The 23,635-nt window shown below is 39.3% G+C and carries 21 protein-coding genes and 1 other RNA gene; 10 read left to right on the forward strand and 12 right to left on the reverse strand.

The window, feature by feature from the left end:
* Nucleotide 1: 1 nt before the first annotated feature.
* The 9 genes from KO525_RS02840 to KO525_RS02880 all read right to left on the reverse strand — a co-directional run bounded on the left by KO525_RS02840 (nt 2) and on the right by KO525_RS02880 (nt 9,772).
* Entirely contained in the window at nt 2-1,213 is a 1,212-nt protein-coding gene (locus KO525_RS02840; RefSeq protein ID WP_215962263.1) for an ABC transporter substrate-binding protein, read from the reverse strand.
* 158 nt (nt 1,214-1,371) lie between these two features.
* A complete protein-coding gene (gene gnd, locus KO525_RS02845) occupies nt 1,372-2,826 on the reverse strand; it encodes a decarboxylating NADP(+)-dependent phosphogluconate dehydrogenase (protein WP_215962264.1) in 1,455 nt (484 codons plus the stop codon).
* A gap of 352 nt (nt 2,827-3,178) precedes the next feature.
* Nucleotides 3,179-3,784 carry a trimeric intracellular cation channel family protein gene (locus KO525_RS02850; RefSeq protein ID WP_215962265.1) on the reverse strand — a complete coding sequence of 202 codons (606 nt, stop codon included), beginning with the start codon at nt 3,782-3,784 and terminating at the stop codon, nt 3,179-3,181.
* A gap of 133 nt (nt 3,785-3,917) precedes the next feature.
* Nucleotides 3,918-5,087, reverse strand: a complete 1,170-nt coding sequence (locus KO525_RS02855) for an ABC transporter permease (RefSeq protein WP_215962266.1) — start codon at nt 5,085-5,087, stop codon at nt 3,918-3,920.
* Nucleotides 5,084-5,818 (reverse strand): ATP-binding cassette domain-containing protein, encoded by a 735-nt coding sequence (locus KO525_RS02860; RefSeq protein ID WP_215962267.1) that lies wholly within the window; start codon nt 5,816-5,818, stop codon nt 5,084-5,086. The genes KO525_RS02855 and KO525_RS02860 overlap by 4 nt, the downstream gene beginning before the upstream one ends.
* A 9-nt stretch (nt 5,819-5,827) precedes the next feature.
* Nucleotides 5,828-7,300: an alpha/beta fold hydrolase gene (locus tag KO525_RS02865; RefSeq protein WP_215962268.1), complete on the reverse strand. Its 1,473-nt coding sequence runs from the start codon at nt 7,298-7,300 to the stop codon at nt 5,828-5,830.
* Between the two features lie 171 nt (nt 7,301-7,471).
* Nucleotides 7,472-7,771, reverse strand: a complete 300-nt coding sequence (locus KO525_RS02870; RefSeq protein WP_368668246.1) for an Hpt domain-containing protein — start codon at nt 7,769-7,771, stop codon at nt 7,472-7,474.
* 46 nt (nt 7,772-7,817) lie between these two features.
* The gene (locus tag KO525_RS02875; protein ID WP_215962270.1) at nt 7,818-8,297 is read right to left on the reverse strand and encodes a hypothetical protein; all 480 of its coding nucleotides are present in this window, start codon (nt 8,295-8,297) and stop codon (nt 7,818-7,820) included.
* A gap of 419 nt (nt 8,298-8,716) precedes the next feature.
* Entirely contained in the window at nt 8,717-9,772 is a 1,056-nt protein-coding gene (locus KO525_RS02880) for a CNNM domain-containing protein (protein WP_215962271.1), read from the reverse strand.
* A gap of 430 nt (nt 9,773-10,202) precedes the next feature.
* Between KO525_RS02880 and KO525_RS02885 the strand changes: the two genes are divergently transcribed.
* Together KO525_RS02885 and KO525_RS02890 are read left to right on the forward strand one after the other, a co-directional pair.
* Nucleotides 10,203-11,255, forward strand: a complete 1,053-nt coding sequence (locus KO525_RS02885) for an efflux RND transporter periplasmic adaptor subunit (RefSeq protein ID WP_215962272.1) — start codon at nt 10,203-10,205, stop codon at nt 11,253-11,255.
* A 3-nt stretch (nt 11,256-11,258) separates the two neighbouring features.
* Nucleotides 11,259-14,351, forward strand: a complete 3,093-nt coding sequence (locus KO525_RS02890) for an efflux RND transporter permease subunit (protein ID WP_215962273.1) — start codon at nt 11,259-11,261, stop codon at nt 14,349-14,351.
* 124 nt (nt 14,352-14,475) lie between these two features.
* Here the strand turns inward: KO525_RS02890 and KO525_RS02895 are convergent, their stop codons facing one another.
* Entirely contained in the window at nt 14,476-15,501 is a 1,026-nt protein-coding gene (locus tag KO525_RS02895; RefSeq protein WP_215962274.1) for an oxidoreductase, read from the reverse strand.
* Nucleotides 15,502-15,727: 226 nt separating this feature from the next.
* On the opposite strand from KO525_RS02895, the gene KO525_RS02900 reads away from it, so the two are divergent.
* Complete coding sequence (locus tag KO525_RS02900) at nt 15,728-16,693, forward strand: hypothetical protein (RefSeq protein WP_215962275.1); 966 nt, start codon at nt 15,728-15,730, stop codon at nt 16,691-16,693.
* Nucleotides 16,694-16,865: 172 nt separating this feature from the next.
* Here KO525_RS02900 and ffs read toward each other — a convergent pair.
* Nucleotides 16,866-16,962, reverse strand: an RNA gene (ffs, locus tag KO525_RS02905) — signal recognition particle sRNA small type.
* A 176-nt stretch (nt 16,963-17,138) separates the two neighbouring features.
* Here ffs and KO525_RS02910 point away from each other — a divergent pair.
* From KO525_RS02910 to KO525_RS02940, 7 genes are all read left to right on the forward strand, one after another.
* Nucleotides 17,139-18,290 (forward strand): patatin-like phospholipase family protein, encoded by a 1,152-nt coding sequence (locus tag KO525_RS02910; RefSeq protein ID WP_215962276.1) that lies wholly within the window; start codon nt 17,139-17,141, stop codon nt 18,288-18,290.
* A 261-nt stretch (nt 18,291-18,551) separates the two neighbouring features.
* Nucleotides 18,552-18,803, forward strand: a complete 252-nt coding sequence (locus KO525_RS02915) for a helix-turn-helix transcriptional regulator (protein WP_215962277.1) — start codon at nt 18,552-18,554, stop codon at nt 18,801-18,803.
* Nucleotides 18,803-20,017, forward strand: a complete 1,215-nt coding sequence (locus KO525_RS02920) for a type II toxin-antitoxin system HipA family toxin (protein ID WP_215962278.1) — start codon at nt 18,803-18,805, stop codon at nt 20,015-20,017. Before KO525_RS02915 ends, KO525_RS02920 begins: the two co-directional genes overlap by 1 nt.
* 81 nt (nt 20,018-20,098) lie before the next feature.
* Complete coding sequence (locus KO525_RS02925; RefSeq protein ID WP_215962279.1) at nt 20,099-21,274, forward strand: RHS repeat-associated core domain-containing protein; 1,176 nt, start codon at nt 20,099-20,101, stop codon at nt 21,272-21,274.
* An 8-nt stretch (nt 21,275-21,282) separates the two neighbouring features.
* Nucleotides 21,283-21,453, forward strand: coding sequence for a hypothetical protein (locus KO525_RS02930; RefSeq protein WP_215962280.1), 171 nt, complete (start codon nt 21,283-21,285; stop codon nt 21,451-21,453).
* 571 nt (nt 21,454-22,024) lie between these two features.
* Nucleotides 22,025-22,402, forward strand: a complete 378-nt coding sequence (locus KO525_RS02935; RefSeq protein WP_215962281.1) for a DUF6516 family protein — start codon at nt 22,025-22,027, stop codon at nt 22,400-22,402.
* Between the two features lies 1 nt (nt 22,403).
* Nucleotides 22,404-22,802, forward strand: a complete 399-nt coding sequence (locus tag KO525_RS02940; RefSeq protein ID WP_215962282.1) for a MarR family transcriptional regulator — start codon at nt 22,404-22,406, stop codon at nt 22,800-22,802.
* Nucleotides 22,803-23,211: 409 nt separating this feature from the next.
* On the opposite strand, the gene KO525_RS02945 is transcribed toward KO525_RS02940, so the two are convergent.
* On the reverse strand, nt 23,212-23,635 hold a 424-nt coding region (locus KO525_RS02945; protein WP_215962283.1), incomplete at its 5' end, for a hypothetical protein.

Here is a 23,635-nt window from a genome sequence, read left to right on the forward strand (position 1 = left end):
ATTAGTTTGGCAACACCATTATTCGATTAAATTGATCAAACTCTGCCATGCAGAAGTTTTCTAACTTTAATGCTTCATGTGCATCGGTTTTGGTTTGACGCCACTGCGTAAACGGTTTGTTATACTCTTTAATGAGCCCACGAATTGGACGTTCAATACTTTCCAGTGCCGACTTAAACTTATCCCTATTACTAGGCATGTCATCCGTCATTGTAATTTGTTGCAAAGCCTGAGTTACGATTCTTCCTAGGTCATATGCATGAACAAATCCTGCTTGGGCTTTTACTTCGTCTTTTTTTCCTATTGCGGCCGGAAACATTTTTTTAACCCGAGCATGTACATCTAAACTGAAAGGTGTTTGCCACCCTCCACTAAAACCAAAACAACTTTGAATAAATGAAAGCGTAACGTTTTCTTTAATTTGCTTTGTCATCAACTCCTCAGCATCACCTCCAGTTAATCCCCAATGGCTGACAATTGGCACTCTATCCGCTTTAGGCAATAAAGCCATAGCCTTCAGAAAATGTTTTGACTCGGTATAATTACTCACCAAAATGATACAATCACTGCCGCCTACAACGGCGTTTCTAATTTCAATATTTGCAGTGTTTTGTTTGGTATTCCAGCCAAACCAGCTAATGCCATATGTGACTTTGCCATCTAAATATTCCGATATTGTTTTGTAATTAGATTTTCCCCATTGGGTATCTTCTAAAAATAGGTGAGGCTTTTTGCACTGTAGTTGACCAATGGCATATTCGCCTATCCTTTGACCTGCTATTGAATCATCAATTGATAACCTAAAAACCCAATTATTATCACTGGGATAACGAGTGATAGGCCCACCAGCAGCCCAAGGGATCAATAAAGGTATCCGACTTTGATTGATATATTCACGGTGTTGAATATAAGGTGGGGAATGCACTCCTCCCAAAACAAACAGAGCATCATCGTCTTTTTCAAACTGCTTAAAATGGCTAAAGCTACGGTTTGCATTACCTCTATGGTTTTTTTCGACGATTTCTAAACGATAACCCAAAGGTTCTGAATCAAATTCCGACAAAGCCGTCAACAAGCCAATTTTCATCGCCAACGCAGCGTCACGATTTATCGAATAATCTGCATCATGATAAATTTTATAGGTCTTAATCGGTGACGCGACGCTAAGGCTTGAAAAAAAAACCAGCATAAATAGGTAAGTAGATAATTTCATTAGTCTAATTTATAAAAATGAAAACTACATTGATAGTAGTTCAAAGGGCAATAATTAGCGAATATCCAAGGGAATAAATATAGATTTTACATTTTTGTTGGATAACAAAATATAAGCTCGTAGAACCAAAAAGCGCGGTGTTAACCGCGCTTATTTAATTAAATTGAATACGTTGTAGAAGCCGTGTCACCGCCTCGACCTGTCCAATTTGTATGGAAAAACTCACCGCGAGGTTTATCATTTCGTTCATACGTATGAGCACCAAAATAATCTCTTTGGGCCTGTAGTAAATTAGCCGGTAAGTTTGCTGTTCTGTAACCGTCAAAATAGCTTAATGCAGATGACATGCATGGCAATGAAACACCACTCATTGCCGCGGTTGCAACAACCTTTCTCCACCCTTTTTGAGCGTCTTTAACAACTTGATTAAAATAATCGTCAACTAATAAGTTTTCAATATTTTCATCCTTGTCGTAGGCCGCTTTAATATTGTCCAAGAAAACTGAGCGGATTATACAACCACCACGCCACATCAAAGCGATTGCGCCATAGTTCAATTGATAGTTGTATTCTGTTGATGCTTGTTTCATCAATGCAAAACCTTGAGCATAAGATACAATTTTAGACGCCAATAATGCATCTTTTAGTGCATCTATGATTTCTTGTTTATCGCCATCAAATTCTTCAGTGATCCCTTCAATTAGACCTGACGCGGCAACACGCTCTGGTTTAATTGCAGATAAGCAACGAGCAAATACCGCTTCACCGATTAGAGTTAACGGCGTACCTAAATGAAGTGCTGTAACGCCAGTCCATTTACCAGTCCCTTTTTGGCCTGCTGTATCTAAAATTTTGTCGATAAGCGGCGAACCATCAGCTTCTTTATAAGCCAATATATCCGCAGTAATTTCAATTAAGTAACTGCTAAGTTCTGTTTCATTCCACTGCACAAAAACACGTTGTATTTCATCAGCAGACATTTTAAGTAAGTCGCGCATAATTAAATAGGCTTCACAAATTAACTGCATGTCACCATATTCAATGCCATTGTGAACCATTTTAACAAAGTGCCCTGCACCGCCATTACCCACCCAATCACAGCAAGGTACATCGCCTTCAACTTTCGCACTAATACCTTGGAAGATAGGTTTTAATGTTGGCCACGCCTCTGGTGCACCACCTGGCATAATAGATGGACCTAACAAGGCACCTTCTTCACCACCTGAAACACCTGAACCTACATAAAGAATGCCGCGGGCTTTAAGTTCAGATGTACGACGATCTGAATCTTCAAACTGGGTATTCCCACCATCAATAATAATATCACCCGCTTCTAACAATGGGGCAATTTGCTCAATCATAGCGTCAACAACTTGGCCTGCCTTAACCATTAACATTACTTTTCTTGGTGACTCTAACGAATCAACAAGTTCTTGCAACGAAAATGCGCCACGAATGGATTTACCTTCCGCACGACCGTTTATAAAGCTTTCGACTTTGTCTGTCGAACGGTTATACGCCGTTACTGTAAAGCCTTTACTTGCCATATTCAGGATCAGATTTTCGCCCATTACCGCTAAACCGACGACTCCGATATCAGATTTTGATTTCATGGTTTTATTTTTCCTGTTTGTAGAATATTGCCAATCGTGCGTTTGTAATTAGCTTCGGTAAATTTATCCACTAAAAATAGCAATCCTTTGTATTAAAACGAGTTTAAGACCGGAAAACGATGACAATATGCAAAATTTTATATAACTAAAATATTAACTAATCCGAGCTTTATATAACGCTTTTAGAATTTCAGCAAATAAAGAAATGGAATAGAACAGTCACCGACAAGCATAACTTAGTCTAATTATTCATCTTTACTCTAAAAAAACAGCAAAAATTCGCTCTTTGCCCCATAAACGAGCCAAATTAATTTACCAATATTCAAATATACAAATTAACTAAACCAAATCATTAATTCTTATAACGAAATACATGGATCTGCCAATGCCATTTTATGGCAGCTAGACGAAGAATAAAGACCGTAGAAAAACCTAATGCAACCGCAATTCCCGGAATAAAATGCAGCGCTAGGACATAAATAGACGCTCCAATAATGCAGCACATTGCATACAATTCCTTTTGTAAGATCATCGGAACTCGGTTCGCCAGCACATCGCGTAACATTCCACCAAAACATCCTGTCATCATCCCCATGATAATTGCAGTGATATCTGAGACGCCATACGACAACGCTTTTTCAGTGCCCATAACGACAAAAAGCGCTAAGCCAAGAGCATCGGCAAATTCAAGAGACTTTGCGGGTAGTTTCTGCGTTTGATTGATCCAAATAACGGCCCCAAAACTCGCGACAAAAATCACATAAAAGTAGTTTGCATCTGTTAGCCAAAACACTGGGGCATCCAGTAATAAATCTCTAATTGTGCCACCGCCTATGGCGGTTACTGCTGCAAGCACAAGCACTCCTACTCCATCCATTTTGCGTTTAAATGCCAATATCGCCCCTGAAATGGCAAACACACCGCAACCGATTAAATCAAATGTATAGAGCCAATCCATTTAACCTTCCTCTTCCTACAAATTTAAAATTTACCAAACCATGATATCAAACATAAAAAAACCAACATATCTAATGTTGGTTTTTGCAGACAAATCCGTACTTACGCTGACTTACTAATAAGTCATATCGTTTTTATAATCCAAGTACGACTTTTTCCGATTTTAATGATCGTGCGATAAACAATACAATCAATACCGTCGCAATAACAGTTACAATTGAGCCGCCAATAAACGGCAAATAGCTCTCAAGTTCACCACGGATCATTTGGCTAATTGCTTGTTGCTGCGCCACAATTGGCACATAGCTTAAAGCCATGTGTTTATAGTTGCTAAACTCCAGGGCCATTGGAACAACAACCGGAATGATAATGGTATATTGAATATAAGACTGTGCTTCTTTAAACGACTTCGCATGAAATGCGGTAAGCAATTGAAAAGCTGCCGCAAAAAACGCTAATGGTAATAATAACAACCAAATAGTAAACGCAAGTCCAGCATCAAAGTGAAATGCCATTCCCAGCTTATGGAGCGGTATAAATGGTATGACCAAGGCCGTTAAGCCAACACTCAATGTGCCGCCGGCAACGCCAAATAAACCTGTATTAAGTGTTTTAGCCGCAACCACCTGCAATGTCGTCACCGGTTGCATCAATAATAATTCCAACGAATTACGCTCGCGCTCACCTGCGCTGCTGTCAATCGCCGTATTAGTTGATGAAACAAATACTGCAACTAAGATCATAATGCCTAACATGCCTAACAGAAGTGCAGATTTAGAACTTGGCGAACTTGTATCATTTTCTTCAACATGTATCGCATTTAATATATCTGGCGATATGCCTCGGGACATTAACTTCATCCCGACTAACTGACTTTGGTAGCCTTGGATAACTCTTTGAATACGTCTGACTCGGTCATTCGTTTCTTTTTTAGAGTAATCTGCCGTTAATTTAATCTCCGCCGTTTTACCTAGCTCTAAACGTGTGGCAAAGTCTTCATCAAATTCGATGGTAATTTTTGAATGTTCGACAGACTCTCCATCCAATTCAAAAGTTTTACCTTGTTCTGGGGGAACGGCATGGAAAATTTGCCGCTGATTTAACAACTCAACGATATGTGGTGCCTGCGCTTCATTTACGATCTCTACATACAAATCGTCCACACTGCGAGCTTTATCAAGCATAAACGTCATCATGCCGGCAAAAAATATCGGGCTAAACAAGGCTCCGGCCATTGCGGCAAATACCGCACGTTTATCTCTGACTGAATCTTTAAACTCTTTTTTAAATAATGAAAAAATCATGCTGCAATTCCCTCATCGCTACCAATTAGACTCACAAACGCTTCCTCTAATGTTGACTCACCCGTCATCTCACAGAGCTCCTGTGGTGTACCAACGGCCGCAACCTGACCGTTCGCAACAACAATAACTTTGTCACATAGTGCTGCAACTTCTTGCATGACATGGGATGAAAACAAAATGCACTTACCTTGCTTTTTAAGGTCTAACAATACATCTCTTAAAATACGTGTACTCATAACATCCAAACCACGAGTCGGTTCATCTAAAATGAGATTTTTAGGCTGATGTACTAAGGCTTGCGCAAGCACGACTTTCATCCGTTGACCCTGCGAAAACCCAGCACATTTACGGTCGGCAATATCTTCAATACCTAGTTGGGTAATGATGCTACTCAATGCATCTTCCAATTTTTGACCTTTAAGGCCGTGTAACTCTGCAAAATAACTGATCTGTTCTCTTGCGGTTAAACGTTCGTATAATCCAAACTTGTCTGGAAAAATACCGATTTGACGACGTGCGCCGATTGGGTCCACTTGGCTGTCGATTGAATTAATCAACCCTTGGCCTTCTTCAGCTTTTAACAACCCATATAACACGCGAAGAGCGGTCGTTTTACCCGCGCCATTTGGTCCCAAAATACCGGTAATTTGGCCATCTTCTGCTGAAAAACTCATGTTGTTTAATGCGTTTATATCACCAAAATGTTTTACTAAATCTTTAACTTCTAACATCCCTATCTCCTAGTGCAGTTGATTCATGTCAGTAAAAAACATCATAGGTACTGATTTATCAGCACAGCTATAATCCAAGTCATCAAATTTTCCAACGCTAATAAACGCAGAGATAAGAGATGTACATTGCCTAATGGAAGCAACATGAGCGCCGTTTTTGATTTCAACATGTTTTGCATTTGGTAAATTTTTCAATGCCATTTCGCCATAGGCCGGTGGCGTTACGGGGTCATAACTACCAGAAAACAGTAAGACGGGTACATCGGCTGTTACAGGTTCAGCAAAATCGACCGGTGCTGGCCATTTCGGCCAATATTGACAAACATCGGTAAAATTAGAATGCCCTAATTTACCATTAAAGTAGTTGTCTGCATCTGCATCAAAGGCTTCTGTCTTCCCTCTTGGAATATCTTCATTACACAAAATATTCATTGTTAAACCTGGATACATCCCACCAGCGGAACGCTCTGAGTCGACAGTACGACCAATAAAGGCTGTAAGAAAACGTAGGTCGCCATTAGCCGCTCGATTTATCATGTAAGGCAACATCTGTCTTGAACCTAAGTCATACAAAGTGCTACGCATTGCTTCAGTAACTTTGTTTTTAGATAAAATGGCTTCAACAAGCTTCCCCGTTGCCGGATGAAACGTTTTATGCTTAATAGGTCCTTTGTCTAACTGTGCAACTAAGGATAGATAGTCTTGTTTTAAATTTGGGAACGCTGTTTGGCATTTTTCATTCGTTGAGCAATCAGCTAACAACATGTCAAATGCGCGTTCAGAGGTTTTACCAAACATCCCAATGACAAGTTCCATTGGCGCATTACTGTCCAATATTGCTGTCTCTATTGATTGTGGGAATAATTTTAGATAGGCAAACCCCGCTCGTGTGCCGTATGACCCGCCAAGTAAATGAACTTTGTCAAATCCTAGCGCCTCACGCACTGCTTCAAAATCTTTTATCGAATCATATGTGTTGTAACTTGGCAGATGTCGTGGTGGCATTTCTTTCAGACATTTTTCGACGTCTTTTTGAATACTAATGGCACTGTCATCTAAAGCCAATGCGTCTATTAAATCGTCGTCACAACTTAATGGATTCGACTTCCCTGTGCCACGTTGATCAATAAACAATATGTCATGTTGTTGACGGGTATCACTCAAGAAACGATCGATTGCCGGGGCTAACTCAGTAGCTGCTTGTCCAGGGCCACCAGCAAGAAACATAAGAGGATACTCTTTACTTTCCTCTTTGAACTTAGGCAATAAAACAATGTTAAGCACAACTTTATTTGTTTCAGACATCGGCTTACTGCGGTCTTCTGCCACATCTAAGGTGCCACATTTAGCTTTGCTTTTAATTTTAGGGACAAAACAATCAACTAACGATAATGTTGCATCGGATGGCGCTGCATATGTTTTGGTGTTAACTCCAAGCGCAGTGCAAACTAAGATTAACCAACCAAAATTGGTGATTTTCATTTTTTGACTCCATGTTCTCTATATATTTGAACGATTTATAACTGGACACTTTAACTAGGTTAGTCGACTTTACAAAGAAAAAGTTAAGTTTGCTTGTCACTTAATTGGCAACAAGATGTTACGGCCAATTTAAATAACGACCTATATATTTATTTTTCACATTCAAAAAAGTTATTTAAGTTCGTGTTCAATTGCTGACTTAAATGCAACATATTCATCGTTTAACTCTTGCATCAACTCTAGGCAATTTGAAATATCAGTTGACCCAGATGCCAGTTCCAATTTAAAGCAAATTGCATTTAATTTATTAGCGCCAATATTACTCGCCGCACCTTTTAATGCGTGGCAAACATGGCTTATTTGAATAAAGTCTTTTTGCTCCAATAATTCAAACAAACCTTCTATCTCGAGACGAGTTTGCTCAATAAACAAAGCCAATAACTCTTTAAGCAATGTTTCTTCACCCATCACCCGTGCCAACGCACTTTCTTTATCAAAACGTTTAGTGTCTTGGTTTTCAATCAGTCTCGCGCTTGTTTTGTAATTTAGCGCCTTTAACCTCAATAATTTTATTATTATATTTGTCAACTTTGACGAGTTCATCACCACTATGTGCGTCAATCATTCTGACTTGAAAAACATTTGAATAATTATTTATCAAAGATGTAAATATTTTACCGAGATGAGACTTGAAAATATTGACGTCGTTACCGCTATCAGGGTCGACTCCGTTGTTTTCTATGGCCCGATGAATACCTAAAACAGGCGGCATATCTGCTAAAAACTGTAAGTGTTTATTATTGGTATCAATAAATCGGGTCAAGGTATTTCGTTGTTCTTTCACCGCATCTTGTAATGACGAAGCAAGGTTGTCATTTGTTAATCGAATTTGCTTCTCGTCTTGAGCATCAATGACAAATAATACAACACCTAAAAAAATGACAAATACGAAAGGCAATTGCATATTTTTTAAGAATGACATTTGACTAAAAATCATGATTTCCCTTTCAAGCGACTGCGCTTTGCTTGTGCATTAAATAAACATTGCCAAGTATTGACGTTAAATGAGTGCTATTTGTCGCATTAAGTCATCAACAAGTACGTTATTACAAGTTATATGAAACGAATATATTTTCAATTATTTTTTAGATATAGCGGGCTATTCGACTTACCACAATCGGTAGATGTAAATTAAATTATGTTTACAGATCTAGTTGGTTATATTAACTGTAGAGTTTTACTATTCTGTGTCATTAATCCAATTTCTAGTCGTAATTTAGCGTTTAATGACAACAATTTTTACCGGTAAATGGTCAAACTAAAGAACAGATAAAACAGTGTGTTTTACCTGTTCAACGCAATTGGTATTAACATTGATTTACAAGGCGTAATGAGAACTCGTTTAGTGAATTGAGATCAACTCTCTTTAGGGGTTGTAGTAGGGATTTCTGGTTCTGGTTCTTTCTCAGTTACCGTGGTTTCAGCTTCAACAGCGGTTGTTGATTCAACATCGCGCTCATCAAGTATGGATACCTGTAACAATGCTTCAATAACATCTTCCAATGTAACAATCCCTTGCACCTCACCGTATTCGTCCACAACCAAAGAAATATGCGCTCTTTGTGTCAGCAATTTGTTGAATAGCAAAGGCAAACTTAGAGTTTGTGAAACCGTTAAAATTGACGTTACCAGTTTTGATATTCGGTAGTCAGGTTTTACTCGGCTATTTGCTAACATAACATCGGTTTTTAAAACGTAACCAATAATGTCGTCTGGGTCTTTATCAAACACAAGGATTCTGGAGTAAGGAACTGAGCCGTGTAATTTGCAATATTCTTCTACCGTTGTGTCTTTGTGTAATTTAAATAACAGAGATCTAGGTGTCATGACTTTTCTTATTGTTAAATCTCTAAAATTTAACAAACTTTGAATTATGTCGGACTCTCCTTTATGCAATGCCCCAGCTTGCAAACCAAGCTTGGCCATCGCTTCAATTTCAGAACGCATATAAAGACTCTCGTCGTTATCCTGTTTAAATAACTTGGTAACAAGTTCTGACATCCAAACAAAAGGTTTGAGTAACCAAACTAAATTAACTAAAACTAAGCTCACCGTCGGTGCCAATTGTCGCCAATAATTTGCCCCAACAGTTTTAGGAATAATTTCAGAAAAGACCAAAACAAATAGGGTCATAATTGCGGATGCGATACCAATCGCAGAGTCGCCATATAAATGAGATGCTTGGGCCCCGACCCCTGCTGCGCCTGCGGTGTGGGCAATAGTGTTTAAGGTTAAAATTGCAGATAGAGGTTTATCTACATGCTGATTTAGATTATTCATTCGCTTTGCAATTTTAGGATTTTGGAAAGACGCAATATAAGCTGGTGTAATACTAAGTAAAACAGCTTCCATAATCGAACAAATAAACGAGACCACAATTGCAATCGTTGCAAACAACAATAACAAAAACATTAAACACTCCTTTGTACAGGTTAATAAGGGCGAATTTTATTCCCCAACGATATTCACAATTGATCTTCACTACTACATCTTCACTACTACATATATAGGTCAAGTTTTTCAAGTTTCAATTGCTGCGTCGTTGATTAATTGCGAAACCTAATAAAAGGGATTGGATTTGTCAGCAAGTCAAAATTGGCCAATGCAAATACCCAAGTAAAACTATGGTTTTTTATTCTAAATAAACTAATACTTACCCAATTACTTGTTAAATATGTACCAATCGGTATTTAAATACAAAAAGAAAGGTAAAATAAGCGTTAAATCACAACTTTAACGTGCTTAACTACATATTTAGATCATCTAAGTATTGCTATTATAATTCCAAATAGCGGATTGTATTTCCACTTTAATGTTGAATATAAATTTATAGGTAAAAAAAATGTTTAAAACTCCGGTTACTTGGATTGTACTGTTATTAGTTGGCATGCTGGCATATGTGTATTGGCCGGCAACAGCTTTATCCAACAGCAATAACGGAAGTGGGCAAGCGGCGGTCGTTGAAACGGCGCTCGCCTCCAAAACATTGCTAAAAGATGAAATCATCGCATTAGGCACAACACAGGCCAATGAATCCATTATTTTAACATCACAAAGTACCGACCGAGTAAATGCGGTGCATTTTGAAGACGGTGATACTGTTGTTAAAGGTCAACTTATAACGACCTTAGAACATGGTGAAGAACTTGCAAACTTAAAAGAGTTAGAAATTAAGCTAGCAGAACAAACTCGCCAATTGCAGCGTTTATTAGACATCGAAAAAAGCAGTGCACCGGCAGAAAGTGCAATAGACAGCCAAAAAAGCATGATGGAAACAACCTCTGCGCAATTGTCTGTTGCTGAAATCAAGTTATCTGAGAAATTTATCTACGCGCCATTTGACGGCAAATTAGGCTTACGCGAAATTAGCCCAGGGCAATTATTAACAACCGATACTGAAATCACAACATTGGACGACCTAACGCAAATTAAGGTTGAGTTTCAGTTACCTGAACGTTTTTTAAATCGTGTCGCAGTTGGACAACCCGTATTTGCCACAAATATAGCTTATGAAAAGCCTTTCAACGGCAAAATTTCAAGTATTGCCTCACGTTTAGACAAAGCAACACGTTCGTTTAAAGTCCGAGCGTTATTTCCAAATAAAGAAGAAAAACTTCGTGCAGGTATGTTATTGCAACTATCAGTTGAAACAAAATCGATAGAATCGATAACCGTTCCTGAATCGTCAATTATTCCAATAAACGAAGCCCACTACGTATACAAAGTTATTGATAATGTTGTACATCGCACATTAGTTGAAACCGGCCGCAGAAAACCAGGCGTTGTAGAAATTTTGTCTGGATTAGAAGTGGGTGAAACTGTTATTTCTAAAGGCGTGATAAAAGTTCGAGACGGTGCACAGGTAACCACTACAAAACCGGCAGTTAAGGGGTAAGTTATGTTGTTATCCGATATTTCAGTGAAGCGCCCCGTCTTTGCGACGGTTGTTAATATGCTGCTGGTGACCTTTGGCATTGTTGCTTTTTTTATGCTGTCGTTACGTCAATATCCAGATATCGATCCGCCAATTGTTTCGGTGAGTACATCTTATCCTGGCGCATCGTCTGAAATAATTGAAAGTAAAATAACACAAATACTGGAAAGCCGTATTTCTGGGATTGAAGGGATTAAAAATATCAATTCAACATCTCGTAATGGTCGCTCTCAGATCACTATAGAATTTAAAACAACACGTAATATTGACTCAGCGGCGAATGACGTTCGTGAACGTGTTTCCCGAGCACTTAACAACCTCCCTGACCAAGCGTTACCGCCGGAAGTATTTAAAGCTAACGACGACGAAGACGTAATTGCCTGGTTTGTTATGAATTCAACCACTATGAACAACTTAGAATTAACTGACTACGCCAAACGATACGTGGTTGACCGTATCGCAATTGTTGATGGCGTTGCGCGGGTTCGCTTAGGTGGAGGCCGTGATTATTCGATGAAAGTTTGGTTAGACCGAGACGCAATGGCAGCGCGAAATGTCACCGTTGCAGATATTGAGAACACGCTTCGAAAAGAAAACGTAGAACTGCCTGCCGGCGAAGTTAAATCCACAGACCGAACCTTTAATGTTCGAATCGAGCGCTCTTATAAAACACCAGAGCAGTATAAGACCTTAGTGGTTGGTCGCGGCGATGATGGTTATCTTATTCGATTAGGTGATGTCACTGAGGTTGAACTGACCGCAGAAGATGACGAAAATGCTTTCCGTGGTAATGGCAAAGACATGGTTGGTTTAGGCATAATCAAACAATCTAAAGCAAATACCTTAGATGTAGTGCGTGACGCCCGAGCAGCATTAAAACAGTTACAGGAAACATTACCGGAAGGCACACAAATTTCCGACTCCTACGACTCTTCCGTTTTTATCGCCAAATCTATCGAAGAAGTATACAGCACGCTCGCAATAGCCATTGCTCTAGTTGTTCTGGTTATCTATTTGTTTTTGGGGGATGTGCGAGCCACATTTATCCCAGCGATAACCGTTCCAGTCGCCTTAGTTGCCACATTTACCGTGTTGTTAATGCTAGACTTTTCAATCAATTTATTAACGCTCTTGGCATTGGTCTTGGCTATTGGACTGGTTGTTGATGACTCTATTGTTGTCCTAGAAAATATCTATCGCCGAATTGAATCCGGAGAGTCCCCTCTACTCGCAGCCTATAACGGCGCAAGAGAAGTCGGTTTTGCCGTAATAGCAACTACCTTAGTATTGGTTTCAGTATTTATTCCATTGGTCTTTTTGGAGGGGGATATTGGCCGGCTATTTGTCGAATTTGCCATTACCGTCGCCGCTGCGGTGATATTCTCCAGTATCGCAGCACTCACCCTATCGCCGATGTTATGTTCGAAAATACTGCGACGTAAAAAGCGTGCGTCTAAGTTTGGCCGTTGGCTCGACAATGGTTTTTCTAAATTAGAGAACCGCTACGAAAACCAACTCAACTCGACTGTGAGCAACAAGTTTGGGTTGTTAGTGATCATGTCGTTAGCAATTGCAATTATGGTTGGCTTATTCCAAACGATCCCTCAAGAGCTGGCACCAAAAGAAGACCGAGGCAACTTTTTTGTCATGGTTCGTGGAGCTGAAGGCGCAAGTTATGAAAACAACCTAAAAAATACGGAATTAGTTGAAGAACGCTTACTGGCCTATTACGACCGTGGCGACTTAAATCGAGTAATCGTCAGAACCCCAGGTTTTGGTGGCAGTGCAGGTATCGCAATTATCGGCATGCCTGACTGGGAAGAGCGCACTAAATCGACCAGCCAAGTCATGAACGAAATTTCTCAGGAATTACAAGGTTTAACCGATATTAGAGCCTTTGCTATGATGCGAAGCGGCTTAGGTGGGCGCGGTTTAGGCAGTCCTGTTCAGTTTGTTATCCAAGGCGATACCTACGATGAACTCGCTAAATGGCGCGACATCATCTTAGCGGAAGCACGTAAAAACCCAAATTTACTGCGTCTTGACAGTGACTATAAAGAGACCTTGCCGCAGTTGTTGATCAACATAAACACTGAACGTGCATCAGACTTAGGGGTTTCAGTATCTGACATCGGTAGTACCTTAGAAGCAATGTTAGGTCAGCGCAGAGCAACAACCTACATTGAACGCGGCGAAGAGTATAATGTACTGCTTGAAGGACGTGACGAAGCCTTTAATAGCCCGTCAGACCTTGACGGCTTATATGTACGTTCTGCAACAACACAGCAACTGATCCCGCTATCGAATTTAGTTGAAGTAAATGAAGAAGCAACCGCGAGTCAATTAAACCGATATAACCGTATGCGCTCAATAACAATTGAGGCTAATTTGGCTGAAGGTTATACCCTTGGCCAAGCGCTCGACTTCTTAAATAAAGTGGTTAAAGACAATATCACGGGAAGCGTAAATATCGATTACAAAGGGCAGTCGTCGTTGTTTAAAGAATCTGGCAGCTCTATCGCTTTTGTTATGTTAATGGCGATGGTAGTCACTTATTTAATATTAGCCGCGCAATTTGAAAGTTTTATTCACCCATTAGTTATTATGTTGGCGGTTCCATTGGCCGCACTGGGTGCAATGTTGGGGCTCAAATTCACCGGAATGACACTTAACATATACAGTCAAATAGGTCTCGTAATGTTGATAGGGTTAGCCGCCAAAAATGGAATTTTGATAGTTGAGTTTACCAACCAACTGCGAGACAAAGGTGGTGTATTTAAAGAGTCTCTTATCCAAGCATCAAAACAACGTCTTAGACCTATAATCATGACGTCTTTTTCAACAATTATGAGTGCGGTACCGTTAATGGTCGCCTCAGGAGCGGGTGCTGAGAGCCGTTCTGTTATTGGTGTGGTGATATTCTTTGGCGTTGCATTTTCAACCATCTTGACATTATACGTAATCCCGATGGCCTATTATTGGATTGCGAAAAATACCGGTTCACCATTGGCAATTAGTAACGAAATAAAACGACAAGAAGAGTTAAAAAAGTCCTAATACTCTCTAATAAAAAATTAAAAAGGAGCTGAATTCAGCTCCTTTTTTGTATCTACGTCTCGCCTATTATTTGGAGGTTAAAATTTAGCGGTTAAAATTTGTTAATTGTGTTGCGTCGTTTTATTTATTCTAACTTTAGCGTTTTGCCAATTAGACTGCTTTTCTCCGCTAACTCAAGTATTTTGAGCACATTGACCACGCCTTCTGGATGAACAGGGTTGTCGCCACCGACTCTAATCGCGTTTGCAATGCCTGTATAATATCGTTGGTAACAGCCCACTTTCGTTGAGATGACTTCGGTTGATTCTTCAGTATAAAGACATCCAAACTGTTCTGGAGACTCAACCCCATAGTTGCTGTCTGTTGGTCTAAGACCATTTTTTAATTGCGCTTCTTGTGGATCAAAACCAGATTTAACAAAGCTCCCTTTGGTACCTTCAACACGAAAACGCTGATTTGGCGCAGCCGAAAACGAGCTACCATGTAATACGACTTCAAGGTTTTTATAGTGTAACAAAACGTGGAAGTAGTCCGTCGTTTTAGCCCCCTCTCTAAGGCACAAACAACGAGCTGTCAGCGCGTTCGGTAATCCAAAAAGGCTGATTGCTTGATCAACTAAATGAGCGCCTAAATCAAACCATATGCCCGCTCCCGGCCCCGGCTGTTCTCGCCATCGTTGTCGCACCGTTGGTCGAAAACGGTCATAGCGAGATTCAAACAAACGAACATCTCCAACCTGCTCATTCGCAAGCAAGCTTTTAACGGTTAGAAAGTCGCCATCCCAACGTCTATTGTGAAAAACAGACAATAGTAAAGAACGAGATTTGGCGAGTTCAACAAGCGCTTCTGCTTCAATACTTGTGGTCACCATTGGTTTTTCAACAACAACATGAATTCCATTTTCCAAACAACACTTAGCCAATGCATAATGCACATCATTTGGTGCCGTTATTATGGCTAGTTCAATGTCACCATGAGTTATCAAGTCATAGGCCGACTCAAAAACGGTAACACCGGGAAAGGTCTGTTCAATCAAACTTTTCTGCGAGCTACTAATAACTGAAAATTCAAATAAATCGGAGGATTGGATCAGCGGAATGTGAAAGGTCTTAGCGGAATATCCATAACCAACAACACCAACTTTAATCATCTATAATTCACCTGTACGTAATTATTCATAAATAAACCAACACAAATACAAGGTTAACATGCATGGCTTTTGAATTTTTATTAAAACATTACTCACTAGGAAAATAAGCTTAAAACTCTCCGCGTAAAAAACATGTGTTGTTATCGCAATTTATCGTCGCTTTTGTTATTTAATAAGATGAACAAAGGAATTAATATAATTGCTTAATCTACGTAAAAGGAAATTGATGGCACACTTTAAACCAAAACATATAGGCATAATCCTAGGTACATTTTATGGCCTCCTTTTTAGAGTTGTTTTAGAATTTGACGCGCTTCAAAAATTCGGTGGTTTAGTCTCTTTATCCTTTTTATTTCTCGTGCCTTTTATTATTGGATTTATAAGAGTTCATTTTGAGTTAAATCAAAATAAGAATATTCGTTATCAGCAAATGGCCACTATTGCTTGGCAACCAATATTTATATGCCTTTTAGTCAGTGTCATCACATTATTGGAAGGCAGTATCTGTGTATTAATAGCGACACCTGCATTTATGTTTAGTGCGAGTTTAGGCGGTATGGCGGCGGGTTTTGTGCGACAAAAATTTCATCACCATAACAACACACTATCCTGCGTTGTTGTACTCCCGTTATTCATCGCCCCACTTGAAAATAATTACCTTAGTATGACCTCAACGTACGAAGTATCCAATTCGATAATTATAGATGCGTTCCCCAGTAAAATTTGGGCGGAATTAGGAAATGTAAACCACATTTTTCCAGACGAATTACCGTTTTCATTTACTGCTTTAATAGGAGTTCCATCGCCAATTTCTGCCGACATGTCCGGTCAAACCGTCGGCAGTGTAAGAACAAGCACTTGGGAAAAAAACGTCGTTTTCAAAGAAGTGATCACTGAATGGACTGAAAATAAAAAAATGGCCTATCGGTTTGAAATAGATCCAGACTTGATCCCAAATGATGCGTTAGACAAACATGTCAAGATAGGTGGCGAATATTTTGCCCCGCTTACAGGTTCCTACCAGATTACGCCTTTACCCAATGGAAAAAGTCAATTAACACTATCGACAACCATAAGAGACAATACCAACTTCGGTATTTATTCAAGAATTTGGGGTGAATTTATATTTGGGGATTTTCACTCATCTTTATTAGAACTTATGAAAAGCCGCTCAGAAAAAAGCACAGGTTAATTAATTTTAGAGTATTGATAACAGAAGTAATAAATTCGCTTTTGGCATTGCCAAAAAGGATATGTTGAATTCTATGGAGATACGATTGAATCTAAACGAATTAAACTTAATAGTCGAAGATGAAAAACAGAAAATAAGGAGGATGTCTTGAATTAAATAGAATTGGTGGCAACTCCACCAGCCACATCCCGGCACACGAGTCACTAGCCTTGGCTGCTCCCTTCCGGGCCTGACCAGGTAAACCAGTTATCGTTGCGAGAGAACCAATGGAGTTACCATAACAACTTGCCTATCCAATTGTTAACATTGGTAAGCGGCGCGCATTATTACGTAATCCTGTGGAGGAATCAAGGGTAAGTTTATTAACTTATTCCTAAAACTTGGTTTGTCGTTTAACATATTAATTTCTATACTAAAAACAAATGGTTTAAAGGCTTAACTGTAAATGTTGTTTAAAGCGACGAAAAAACCCAAAACGTGTGCATTATTATTAACTGGCGGCGGTGCTCGTGCGGCCTATCAGGTCGGTGTGCTAAAAGCGATTTCATCGAAACTGCCCCGTAATCAAAAGTCGCCGTTTAAGGTAATATCCGGTACGTCTGCAGGTGCAATCAATGCAGTTTCAATGGCGTGTTATGCTTCGTGTTTTCACCTTGGGGTGAAAAAAACTGAATGGGTATGGAAAAATTTTAGAACTGAACAAGTATATGCAAGCACATGGCGCGGGGTATTTGGGCATCTAGCATTAAATTACTTATCCAAATTTAGTAAAAAAGGAAAACAACGAGCAACGAGTTTATTTGACAATCGCCCCTTACGAAACCTTTTACAAGAAGTCATTGACTATAAACGCATCGATCGAAATATTTTATCGGACCATTTAGATGCGGTATCTGTTGCTGCTTCGAGTTATAACAACGGCGACAGTATTGCGTTTTTTCAGTCAAGCTCGGCACAAGATTGGAGCCGCGCGAAACGTAAAGGTGTTAAAACTATGTTGTCGACTCGCCACTTAATGGCGTCGGCGGCCATTCCTTTGGTTTTTCCAAGTGTAAAAATAGACGAACATTATTATGGCGACGGTTCTATACATCAACTGTCGCCATTGAGTCCTTCAATTCATCTTGGCGCAGACAAAATTCTCATTATAGGTGTCGAGCATCCCGAAAAGGACGATGTTTTAGGCGACCCTGAGTTTTTTCCAAATTCGGCCACCATCACCGGGCACTTACTTGACACTGTTTTTACAGACTCTCTTAATTCAGATTTAGAGCGACTAAACAGAATTAACAGCACATTAGAACATGTTCCAGAAAGCAAAACAGACTTAAAGCCGGTCCATACGTTACTTATTAACCCATCTCGAAATTTTAGCCACATTGCGTCAAATTATTACGATCAAATCCCAAGTGCTATTCGCTTTTTACTTAAACTGATCGGCGTCAATCGAAATAGTGAATCGACATTAATGAGTTACATACTGTTCGAAAAGCCATTTACCAAAAAGTTGATTGAAATTGGCTATGAAGATGGTTTAGCAAGACTAGATGAAATCATGGCGTTTTTAGAACTTGAAGAAACGACACAAACAGATTAAGCGACCTGTGGGTCAGAGTCGCTGATTTGGATCGTAGATCCTACCGTTCATATGAATTAATTCAACTTAAATAGCTAACCTAATGGTTTTCATAGAGCTTTAGTTGTTCGATTAAACGGATTAAAATTAAACATGTCAATTCAAAGGAAAATATTGTTAACGAATTACTGCCCTAAAGGTTAACATATATTAACCTTTAAGCTTGTTACACTGATTTTGTTAATATATATTAACGTATGTTTTGTTATAGAGGTTTCTAAAATGCATTGGTATGACGGTTCTTTGATAGCAGTTAAACGCAAAGAAAAAGGTTGGACTCAGCAGTACGTCTCAACCCAAACCGGTTTAAGCCGAAATCAGATCATTGCGATGGAAAAAGGTCACTTTACGGGAGGGATAAAATACCTTCGCAAGTACCTTGAAGTATTGGGATTAAAGATTTCCTTTGTTGAAGAACAAAACGATTTACCTCAATTAGATGAACTGTCCAGATTGTTTGGGGAAAGTGACTAGTGGCGGAACTACCAAATAAAATAACTCAAATTAACGTGCAATCCTTTGGAAAAGGATCGGGCGACTTGACTCAGCCAAGCCATTTTTCTTACCAATACCATAGTAACAATCCTGTATCTTTGACTATGAAATATCAGCAAGCCCCTTACAATTATGGTGCGCTTCACCCTATTTTTAGCCAAAATTTACCGGAAGGTTATATTCGCCGCTACATCAGTGAAAAACTTCGACGTCACGCCAACATCAATGACATGTATTTACTCGCTCTCCAATTAGATAAAGGTATTGGGCATTTATCTTACAGTAGTGAAATTGAGAAAACAGAAGTTGAGCAACTGTCATTAAACGAAATACTCACTTGGCAAGGCAAAGAAAACCTTTTTCATCAACTATTAGATAGACACTACCTAAATGGCTTGGTTTCAGGCGTGCAGCCTAAGGTGCTCGTAAATGCGCTTAATGACACAGACAAACCGTCAGTTGGGCGCAGTCTTTTACAGCAAGATGACTTTATCATCAAAACATATGATGAGGAATTTCCACTGCTGACCGTCAACGAATACGTGTGCATGGAGGCGGCAAGAGCCTGTGGTTTGGCACCTAGCCAATGTTGGCTGTCCGACGATTTGAGAACTTTTATAACCGAACGATTTGATGAGGTAAATGGTAAGCGCCTTGGCATTGAGGATTTTACCGTGCTAATGGGCAAGCAAGGCGATGAGAAGTATCAGTCGAGTTACGAAATGCTAATGAAAGCGACGTACCTCTATACAAGATCTGATTTACAACTTCAGCGTATGTACCAATATATTATTTTTAATTGCTTAATAGGAAATGGCGATGCCCACCTAAAGAATTTTTCAGTGCAATATGAAGAAAGCAAAACAGAGATAGTGTTAACGCCACCATATGATATTACGCATACGCCAATTTACGACACCATAGATAACAAAATGGCACTAAAGCTCAACAGTGCAAAACTTTTTCCAGATAGGAAACAATTGATTAAGCTAGGAAAAACATTCAACATAAATAAGCCAGAGGTTATCATTGAAAAACTTGCCGATACGATTAGGGATAACATAAATTACTCATCTGAAGTCGACATTATTAGTGGCTTAAAAGAGTCAATATTGGCCTCCCTTCATTGTGGAACCAGTGAAAAATATTTAACCAAGGCTTATATTCACGAAAAGAAAAAAAAGTTTGAGTAAGTACAGCCTATTAGTGTGAATTATTTGTAGGTTCAGCCAAGTTAATTCATTAGGTTAGCGATTTGGATAGAATTAATCCATATGAACGGTCGGATCTACGATCCAACTTTAGGTCGATTCTTACAGGCTGATCCGTTTATACAAGCACCGAGTAATTTGCAGAACTATAATCGTTATAGTTATGTTCTGAATAACCCGATGAGTTATACCGATCCAAGTGGGTATTTCTTCTCTAGTTTTAGACGTGGATTAATTAAAGCCGCTACCAAAATATTTGGAAAAGATGTAGTTAATATTGTTGGTTCTACTGTTTCTGCTGTTTATGGTGGAGGTTGGGGGGCTGCCGCTTGGACATATGAGTTTAATCGAGCTATGGGAGTCCCTCCTTCTGGGGCACTTAGAGCTGCTGCTGTAGCTGGTGCAAGTGCTTATACATTCCAACAAATCGGTGATTATTACAGCGGGGCAGGAGCAAGTAATATTGCGGCAGTTGAAGCTGGAAATATGAGTGCATCAAGCCTGACCAATTTTGGTGGAAACATGTTAACATCTGGTCAGATTGCTGGGCAAATTGCATCTCATGCTTTTGCAGGTGGCACATTATCTGTGCTTGGCGGTGGAAAGTTCGGTCATGGATTTGTTTCTGCTGGATTTACAAAAGGAGTTGGAACGGGGTTGAACACTCACTACAATAGTGGACCAATAAGTGGCACGATAATAAGTATGACGGTTGGCGGTACATCATCTGTGCTTACAGGTGGAAAATTTGGTAACGGTGCGATGACTGCAATGTACCAAAGTTTATTTAATGAGTTTGGTCAAGGTGATCTACAAAAACGATTAAATTCTGAGTTAGCTTATTGGGATAAGAAAACAACAAACTTTTTCAATGATTTGTTCGGAAATTCGGCCTCTTTAACGGGGACGGGGGCTGTCCATTATGGAATTGAAGGTGTAAGTGTTGATATTGGACAAATAATGACAACTAACGGTCAATCCTGTTCTGTAGTGCAAGTGTGCGATAGACTAGGGTTAGGTGTTGGTGGCAGTTTGGGTGGTACTGTAGCCATGTCTCCCGCAAACTTTGTGACAGAAGGAACAATACAGGTCGAAGGGTATTTCCTTGAAACGCCAATATTTGGAGCTTCATATTTAACTGACGGTACAGCAGGTTATACTCCGGGTAAAATTTCTTATGGATGGATATTTGCTGGTGGATACCAACAATGTTCAGTAACCGTTTCAAATTGCAATTAGGTTTAAATATGAGACCAATTATTTTATCTATTATATTTGCTGGGATTATCGCGGGTAAGTTGGGGTATGGTCAGTTAGGTTATATGTTGGCGGTTATTGCTTTTATATTGACCTTTTGGTTTATTGGCAAAACTATCCTTAAACCGTTTATCAAAGACAACACTAATGACAGTGAATAAGATCTAGTAGTTATGTAAGCAAGCCTGCCAGCTCCGGCTGGTTTTGCTTTGAGGTCAAAGCGGGATTAGATGATTTCAATTGTAATTAAGATAAATATATGTGAACTAGTACCTGATGGTGTTCATTGCCATTTTAAATGGGTTTAGTAATCAATAAGATCAATGGGGTCACCCATTAGACAAACCGTGTCAATAGCACGACCGATCTTGTGTCGCTTGTGCGACCATTTTTTTTAACTTGTTTTTCTATGGTTTGTGCTGAATATAATATTCGCACCACTCACCCATCTGGATCTAAGATAAATATTATCCCCACGAACTGTTTATGCGCCACAAAACCTCAGCTCACCATGTTATCCAATGCGTAAATTGCACAGAGATTGTGAACGGGCGATTAGGAATTACGATCCAATACGTACGAAATTTCCCTACTTATCAACTGGTTAAAGAGCGTTTTATTAACAACCAATCCACCCTAATTTATTTGATGTTTCGATATTTTAATAATTTGAAATTGTACAATTAAACAGATGTACAAATAATTAAACCTTAGTTATACTCAGGTCATAACATGAATTGGAGTGCTGACTTGGATACAGGTCTAAATAATTTATTGGATTTGCATGGTACTGAAGTACATCGTGATGATGGGTACTGGTGGAAGATAGAGGCTTGGCAAGTTACACCAACTAAAGAAAGGCCTCACGGTATCCGATACAACTTAACGTTACATAACAATTATAATAAACGTGTATTTGGAATGGATAATGCTCATGCTGTCAAGCCTTTAAAGAAAAAAGGCTTTGCTGGCCGACGTCATGATTATGATCATGTTCACAAGTCAGCGATTGATAAAGGTACTCCGTATGAATTTCAAGACTGTACAGTTTTATTAACCGACTTCTTTGAAGGGATTGAAGTCACTATTGAAGCAATTGAAGGTAAATAATATGAAAGCAAGAATCGGCATCATGCCTGAGAAGCTAATACGTATGAGAGTACTGGCTATTGCTCAAGGCAAATACAAACCAGCGAAAGACGAGCCAAAAGTTTGGTATACGTCTTTCAATGCTATTTCTCAGGTACTAAATCCAGAAAACGTAGCTCTGTTAAGACTCATTGATGATGAACGCCCTCAAAGTGTTACTGAGCTTGCTGAAATTTCTGGCCGTAAAAAGTCTAACTTGTCTAATACTCTAAAGGCACTGTCTGAAAAGGGGTTTGTTCGTATGGAGCAAGGAGAAGGCAGAAGTTTGAAGCCAGTGGCGTTATATACAGATTTTGAAATCACTACGATGAAAGAGTTAGAAGACTTTCTTTTAGAATTAGAACATGGGAAGGCTGCGTAGCCTCCCCCATTTTTCTATTTATCCTCATCGTCTTAATCACCTCCCCAAAAAGCAATTATTACCACACCAATCAAAAAAGCAGCGGTCAGTGCCAATAAAAAAATGTGAATGGGGTCAGGTCTTGCATTTTGCACTTTTTAGAATCATGTGAATGAGGTCAGTTATTGTGGCAAAATGCAAGACCTGACCACATATGCTCGCGAGCGTTATTGATTATTTGAAATTAAATTACCAGCATCTTTTATCGAAAAGGCAAAACCGCTGAAAGCAGAGTATTAAAAGCGACATCAGGAACAGCTAAGAAGTGTCTAGATTATTGGTGTCTATTCACTATTTATTTTTCAGAGTTAATCCCGCTTTGACCTCAAAGCAAACCAGCCGGAGCTGGCCTGCCTATAAAACTCTAGTGTTAGCCTGCTCCGCGCCTTAACCTATCATTTACAATTTGAAGTATTAAAAAGGCTAGCGCCATCTCTATAACGAGATAGACAGATATAAAAATACTTATTCCAGCGGCAACTAGATAAACCCTAGCTGTAAACTTATTATCCAGATAAATAGCAGCAACAATTACACAGAATAAAAATAAAATACCTTTAGGTACAATTAAATTTTTCCTACTTTCAACTCTTTGAGTATGAAGGTGTTCCGCAATTTCTTCATAATTTTTAGGGGTGCTATTGTAAACATTAAGCTCTTGCTGAGTAATAATTGAATCGGCATTTAAATCCAGTTTATTAGTATGAGTTTCAGTATTAACAGCTCCAACATTCAGCTCATTTTGCTCTGCCAGTAAAGACAGAACAAAGTGACTAACAACAAACAAGGCTAAA

The organism is Psychrosphaera sp. B3R10 (assembly GCF_018861025.1).
GTDB lineage: Bacteria > Pseudomonadota > Gammaproteobacteria > Enterobacterales > Alteromonadaceae > Psychrosphaera > Psychrosphaera algicola.